Annotated in this window: 5 protein-coding genes; 2 read left to right on the top strand and 3 right to left on the bottom strand. The window is 60.9% G+C overall.

Annotation, left to right across the window (positions count from 1 at the left end):
- Positions 1–237 precede the first annotated feature (237 nt).
- Positions 238–759, top strand: coding sequence for a hypothetical protein (locus tag NE850_RS22975; protein ID WP_012431281.1), 522 nt, complete (start codon positions 238–240; stop codon positions 757–759).
- Positions 756–986 (top strand): NUDIX domain-containing protein, encoded by a 231-nt coding sequence (locus NE850_RS22970; RefSeq protein ID WP_223274461.1) that lies wholly within the window; start codon positions 756–758, stop codon positions 984–986. Before NE850_RS22975 ends, NE850_RS22970 begins: the two co-directional genes overlap by 4 nt.
- A 190-nt stretch (positions 987–1,176) precedes the next feature.
- Here the strand turns inward: NE850_RS22970 and NE850_RS22965 are convergent, their stop codons facing one another.
- From NE850_RS22965 to imuA, 3 genes are read right to left on the bottom strand one after another with little or no spacing between them, the layout of a single operon-like run.
- Positions 1,177–4,308, bottom strand: a complete 3,132-nt coding sequence (locus tag NE850_RS22965; RefSeq protein ID WP_012431282.1) for an error-prone DNA polymerase — start codon at positions 4,306–4,308, stop codon at positions 1,177–1,179.
- Positions 4,309–4,338: 30 nt separating this feature from the next.
- Positions 4,339–5,802, bottom strand: coding sequence for a DNA polymerase Y family protein (locus NE850_RS22960; protein ID WP_012431283.1), 1,464 nt, complete (start codon positions 5,800–5,802; stop codon positions 4,339–4,341).
- Positions 5,726–6,508, bottom strand: coding sequence for a translesion DNA synthesis-associated protein ImuA (gene imuA / locus NE850_RS22955; protein ID WP_012431284.1), 783 nt, complete (start codon positions 6,506–6,508; stop codon positions 5,726–5,728). The genes NE850_RS22960 and imuA overlap by 77 nt, the downstream gene beginning before the upstream one ends.
- Positions 6,509–6,576: the final 68 nt, after the last annotated feature.

Below are 6,576 nucleotides of genomic sequence, written 5' to 3'. Positions count from 1 at the left end.
GCAGAATCTCGATTTCCATGTACTCCTCGTAGCTGATCACGGGCCGCCCAAAAGGAGCAACCCTACAACGAGGTGTATCAATTCCTAACTGCGTTGCTGTATCAATTTACAACTGCGCGCGACAAGATAACGATACGCCTATTTTAAGCGGGCTTCTTCCGGCGAAGGAGACTATCCACGCGGAGTTGGTAATATCAAAGAACATCGACAAACAACCAAACAATCAAGCGCAGTTGCATGGACATCTTTTACTACTGGCAGAAGCTGGAATCGAACCTGAAGAACCGTGAGGTCGGATACTTCGGCTCCAACAACTCAAAGCTCACAGACCTCGCTGGACGCTTGCCCAAGCGAATCTGGGTGTTCAAGACGCCGAAGGGCATGAAAGGCTCAATTCAGCTCGTGGGCTCGCTTTTGGTCTCCGATGAGCCACGCGTTGCCGTCAATACCGACTATCCGAACGTGATTTACTACGACCCGTTCTCGCCCGAATCGGTCATCTACACGGAGTCAGGTACGGCTGAGCGAATCACGGAAATTTCGGGTCATTTCCAGTACCGATTCCATGCAGCGTTCAGCGCTAATTTTCAAGGTGACTCGGGAATCCAGGCGTTGGAAACCAACGTCGTGCGTGGCTTGGAGTCGATGGTCGCAGCGTGGCCCAAGGTCCAGCTGCTCGAGCGGGTCAAGGAACCGGAGAAGGTGTACCCCATCAATCCATTTGCCAACAAGCCCATTAAGGCGCCGAAAGGACAATGAAGCGACGAGCAACAGTAATTTGTGAGCGCAACGGCAACGTTCTACTGGTCGCCCGGGAGCGTGGTCGCTGGGCTTTCCCAGGTGGCCGGCAGAAAGCCGGTGAAGACATCGCGTCCACGGCAATCCGGGAACTCGACGAAGAGACTGGGCTGCAAGTTTCAAATAACCACTACCTCTTCCGTTTCGGGGTCTGCGAACCCGGCACTTCGTCTTCATTGTTAGGCTGACGGACGGCTCGGAACCAATACCGTCGAACGAAATAGCGCGCTGCCAGTGGGTCAAACTGAAAGACCTTGCGAAGTTGGACACGAGCATTCCGACTAAGGGGATTGCGGAAATCTTCCTTCGTCAATCGCGCGGCAGCAAAAAGTCGCTGAGCAAGGCAATACAGACATTGATGACATAATCAGCACGAGCTCAGCAGAAGTTGCGACTGACTGCCGTTAGCCCGCCGAGCAGGTGAGACAAATCGACGAGCCTCTGCGCAACCAGGTGGCGAACCTCGCCTTCGCATTGCCACGTTCCGTACACGGCGAGGAGCGACGCGCCCAACACCTCCTGCCGGAACTTCTCCTGAACCGATGTCCAGATGATGATGTTCACGTTGCCGGTCTCATCCTCAATGGTGAGAAACATCACGCCTTTCGCCGTTCCCGGCCGTTGCCGCACTGTGACCAACCCGCAGCCACGAGCGAGTCTGCCATTACGATAGGTCATGAGTGTTGCCGCTGGCATCAGGCGCTGTTCTAGCAGGGCTGGCCGCAGAAGGGAAAGTGGATGCCGGCCGAGCGTGAGGCTCATCGAGTTGTAGTCTGCGACGATGTCTTCGCCTTCCGACGGCGCCCCGAACGCAGGCGTTTCGTCATCGACGCAAGCATCGGCAAGGATGTCGCTGTCGGGCACAGCGGCGACGGACGCCCAGAGCGCTTCGCGTCGATTGCCAGCGAGCAGTGACAGCGAGTTTGCTGCTGCCAGAACCTTGAGGTCATTTCGGTCGAGTTGCGCGCGGCGCGCAAGGTCGCTGACGCTGGAGAACTGCCTCACGGCTCTCGCGGCTTCGATTCGCTCCGCTGCACCGTCCTTCATGCCCTTCAACAGCGACAGGCCAAGGCGTACTGATGGCCTGGATGCCGATGTTTCACGCTCGAGCACCGAATCCCAGTTGCTGATGGTGACGTCGGCTGGGAGCACCTTCACGCCATGTCGCTGCGCATCCTGAATCAACTGCGACGCGGAGTAGAAGCCGAGTGGCATGCTGTTCAGCATCGCCGCGAGGAACGCCTCCGGCTCATGACACTTCAGCCAGCTGCTCGCGTACACAAGCAGCGCGAAGCTCGCCGCGTGGCTTTCCGGGAAGCCGTATTCGCCAAAACCGTGAATTTGCTGGAAGATGGATTCGGCGAAGTCCTTCGTGTAACCGCGCTCGGTCATACCGTTGACGATGCGGTCGTAGTATTTGTCGAGACCACCCTTACGTTTCCAGGCGGCCATCGCGCGGCGCAACTGGTCCGCTTCGCCCGGCGTAAAACCGGCAGCCAGGATGGCCACCTGCATCACCTGCTCCTGGAAGATGGGCACGCCAAGCGTTCGCCCGAGAGCGACCTCCAATGCGTCGCTCGGATACGTCACCGGCTCCAGTCCTTGGCGCCGGCGCAGGTAAGGATGCACTGCGCCGCCCTGAATCGGGCCCGGCCTCACGATGGCCACCTCGATAACGAGGTCGTAGAACTCTCGGGGCTTCATCCGCGGCAGCATGCTCATCTGCGCACGCGACTCAATCTGGAACACGCCCACGGTGTCCGCCCGCGAAATCATCTCGTAGGTCGCCGCGTCCTCGGGAGGTATGTCCTGCATCTCGAAACGCTCACCGCACTGCTCTGACACGATGTCGAGCGTGCGACGGATGGCCGACAGCATGCCAAGTGCGAGCACATCGATTTTCAACAGGCCGAGCGCTTCCAGGTCGTCCTTGTCCCACTGAATGGCGGAGCGGTCTGCCATCGTCGCGTTCTCGACGGGGACCAGCCGCGTGAGCTTGCCGCGGCTGATGACGAAGCCACCGGAGTGCTGCGACAGGTGGCGTGGAAAGTTGAGAATCTGAGCAGCAAGCTTCGCCCAGAGACCGATGAGCGGATTCTCCGGGTCCAGTCCGGATTCAGCGAAGCGTTGAAGCAGGTCGGCCGAATGGTCGAACCACTGATGCGATTTCGCCACCTTGTCCACAATTTGCGGGTCGACGCCGAGCGCCTTGCCGCTTTCGCGCAGCGCGCCGCGTGGCCGGTATGTGGATACCGCTGCAGCAATCGCCGCACGGTCGCGCCCGTACTTCCGGTAGATGTATTGGATGACCTCTTCGCGACGTTGATGCTCGAAGTCCACGTCGATGTCGGGTGGCTCGCCACGTTCCTTGCTGATAAAGCGCTCGAACAGCATGTTCCCGCGTGATGGGTCGACCTCCGTCACGCCGAGGCAGTAACAGACCGCACTATTCGCCGCCGACCCGCGCCCCTGACACAGGATGTGCTGACTGCGGGCAAAGCGCACGATGTCGTAGACCGTGAGGAAATAGGCCTCATATTCCAGTTCGCGGATGAGCTGTAGCTCGTGCTCAATCTGCTCCTGGACGTTGTGCGGAATGCCGTTGGGATAGCGCCGGTGCGCACCGATGTATGTCTCCTGCCGTAAATACGCTTCGTGCGTAAAACCCTCTGGCACGAGCTCGTCGGGATATTCGTAGCGAAGCTCGTCGAGTGAGAAGTTACACCGTTCAAGAATGTTGAGCGTCTCGTACAGTGCACGCGTCGGATACAGGTTCCCCAGCCGAAACCGAGAACGCAGATGGCCCTCGGCGTTTGGCGCGAGGTCGTATCCGCATTCGGCGACGGTCTTACGCAACCGGATTGCCGTCATCGTGTCCTGCAGCGGCTTACGCGAGCGGACATGCATGACGACGTTGCCCGTCGCCACGACCGGTACGCGATACTGGTCCGCCACATGCTCGACGATGCCCCGATGGATGTCGTCCATCGCGTGCTGGTGCAGCGTCAGTCCGACCCATGCACGTCCCGCGAACACGTCGTTCATCCATTCGAGCTGGACGGCCAGCGCATCTTCGGTCGCCGGGAAATCGGGCACCAGAATGGCGAGGCAGTCCGGCATTCCCCGCAGATGCGTGTAGCCTTTCTCTGGCTTCGAGATGTCGTGCGGCGTGAGCAGGTATTCGCCTTTCGCTGCACGCATGCGTCCGAGCGTGATGAATTCGGAAAGGTTGCCGTAGCCCTCGCGATTTTGCGCCAGCAAGATGAGACCGAAGGCCGGCGACCGGTCTGCATTCACGAGCTGAAAGTACGAGCCGATGACCAGGGGGAGCTTTTCTTTCTTCGCTTCGACATGGGCGCGTACGACGCCGGCGAGCGAACACTCGTCGGTTATTGCGAGGCCTGAATAACCGAGCTGGGATGCACGCAGCACCAGCTCTTCTCCGTGCGAGGCGCCGCGGAGGAACGAGAAGTTGGTGAAGGCGAAAAGCTCCGCGTACTCTGGAAGCATCGACGATGGGAAGTCCACGATTGCACCGTCTTATCCGAAGAGGCCGTGCAGATACCAGCGCACTTCTTCCGTCTTCACGACGGGCCGTTCGCGATAAATCCAGTAGCAGCTTTTATCGGCGGCCTCTGCAACGTAGTAGTCGCGCGTCACCGCTTCGCTGTCGTGCCATCCTGCCTCGATGCGCTCCCCAGTCGACACGAGCCTGAGCGGCGAGCCGTAGAACGGTCGATGGTTCTTCATCATGAGCTTGATGGGTTTCTCGAGCAGCCAGGTCGGTCGTGGCAGACCTGGAGGCGGTGCCTGCACCTTCGCATCGTTCTGGATGGGCACCCAGCGGTTCGCCATCTCCGGCCTGTGGTCGGATGTCGGCGCCGCGCGCTCGACGTTCTCCGTGCCAAGCCGCGCAACCAGCAGCTCGATAAGGCGATTGTGGTCTTCAGCTGAACCGCCCGGGTCGAGAAAGAGCGAATCGCTCGGTGGCTCGGCGGGCTGCACGCTGGACGCGGTCAGCCGGACCGCCAGGACGGCGGCTGGCAGTTCGGTGCGACCGAGGCGTTCCTTCAGCAAACGAACGAGGTGCTCCTCGTGCCATGTCGGTTCCGCAAGCGCTATCTCGAGAGTGGTTGGCTCGATGGCTTCGCGGCCGCGCTCATGCTCGAGCGACACCGTGGCATGGGTCAGCGCGAACTGCTGCGCGCTCAACCAGCCGCACAACTGGACTATGAGGCGTTTCGCCGAAAACAGGATGGCGTCGGCATGCTCGACCCGGTCAGGAAGCTCGGTGCGCGCGCTGAAAGTCGGCGGCATCTCGAGCCATTGGTACAGTTCGGGCGAGAGGCCGTAGGCGCGGTCGAGCGCATCGAGCAGCCCGACGCCACAGCGTTTCTTCAGGCCGGCCCGCGGCAGGCGACGGATGTCGGCCAGCACCCGGCAGCCTAGGCCTTGAAACCAGTCGGCAAACCCGCGCAGCTCCTGCACGACCGTGAACGGCAGTGCGTTGAGGTTCCGCTCGAGCGATGGCATCTTGAGCACGCGGCACCAGCCGCGTTTTGCAAGCAGCCATGCTCCCTGGCCAGTCGGCGCCACGCTCATGCGAATCGTCACGCCGATAGACATCACGACCTCGCGCATCAACGCGCAGACTTGGCGGATACCACCGAAGAGACGCAGGCTGGCCGTCACGTCCATCACGATGGTTTCCTCATCGCAGAGCGCGACTTGCGGCGAGAAGCGCAGCAGACCGAAGGCGACCTCGCGCTGCATATCTCGCTCGCGCTCGATGCTCCGGTCGTACATCAGCGCGTCCGGCGATAGCGTAGTCACGCCGCCGCGTTTCATCCCCGGAAGCACACCAGCCTCGCGCGCCATCGAATCTGCCACCACCACCTTGTCGCGCTCGAGCACGACGCACCCGTGCTCAGTGCGAGGTGACCACCTCGGACGGAACACCTCCAGCGAAAGCCGGGGCAGGAAGATGGCGACGAACACGGCCATAGGGGCTGAGAAGAATCGGAGACGGTTGCAGAGTGATGGACAGCGTTTCGCTTCGTATTGGGCCCCGTCGCTTGACGACATCGACGACGAGGCCACCGTCAGCGGGTCGCACTCCCAGCCGCAACGTGGCTGGCGAAGAATCCTGCGCGCTGGCGAGCGGCCGAATGAGCACAAGCAGCGTTTCCGACGTTTGCGCTGCCAGGTGTAATCGCCGCAGCGCCTCGGTTCGGATGTGCTGTTGCCACAAAATGAGCGCGCCGCAGCTCCCCGCCTGAAGCACGCGTTCTGCACACCAGAGCGCATCCGCCGTTTTTGGTGCTCGCAGCCTCATCAGTCGTTCGACCGGCACCCCGAGATACGCGAACGCCAGCGAATTAGGGACATGCGGCGGCTGCAAGAGCGCAATTGGACGTGCGCTGAGTTCGGCGAGCGCCGGCTTCAGGAGTCGCATCTCGCCAATCCCTGGTTGCTGGACCAGCAGCTCCACCAATGCACCCAGTGGCCAGCCGCCGCCGGGTAGCTCGGCCGACAAGGCCGCGTAGCCGGTGTCGACCGTCCTGCCGTGAACGCGCGCGAGCTGAGCCCCGCGCCAAAGCGTTATTCCCCCCGACTCCGAATACATATTTCTGTCGAGCGCAGCATCGAGGGAGCGCGCCCGTTCCTCGGGCGTGCGTAACTGCTGTGCGGCTAAGACAGGCCGACCCACGATCTGGCTCCAGGAGTACTGTATAAATATACAGGTATTCTAGCCCAAGATTTCGAGTTTGAGGGTTG

The sequence above is a fragment of the Paraburkholderia sp. USG1 genome (genome assembly GCF_031570135.1).
GTDB classification, from domain to species: Bacteria; Pseudomonadota; Gammaproteobacteria; order Burkholderiales; family Burkholderiaceae; genus Paraburkholderia; species Paraburkholderia dioscoreae.
Note: the sequence above shows the minus strand (reverse complement) of the source record. Positions and strands in the feature narration are given on the sequence as shown.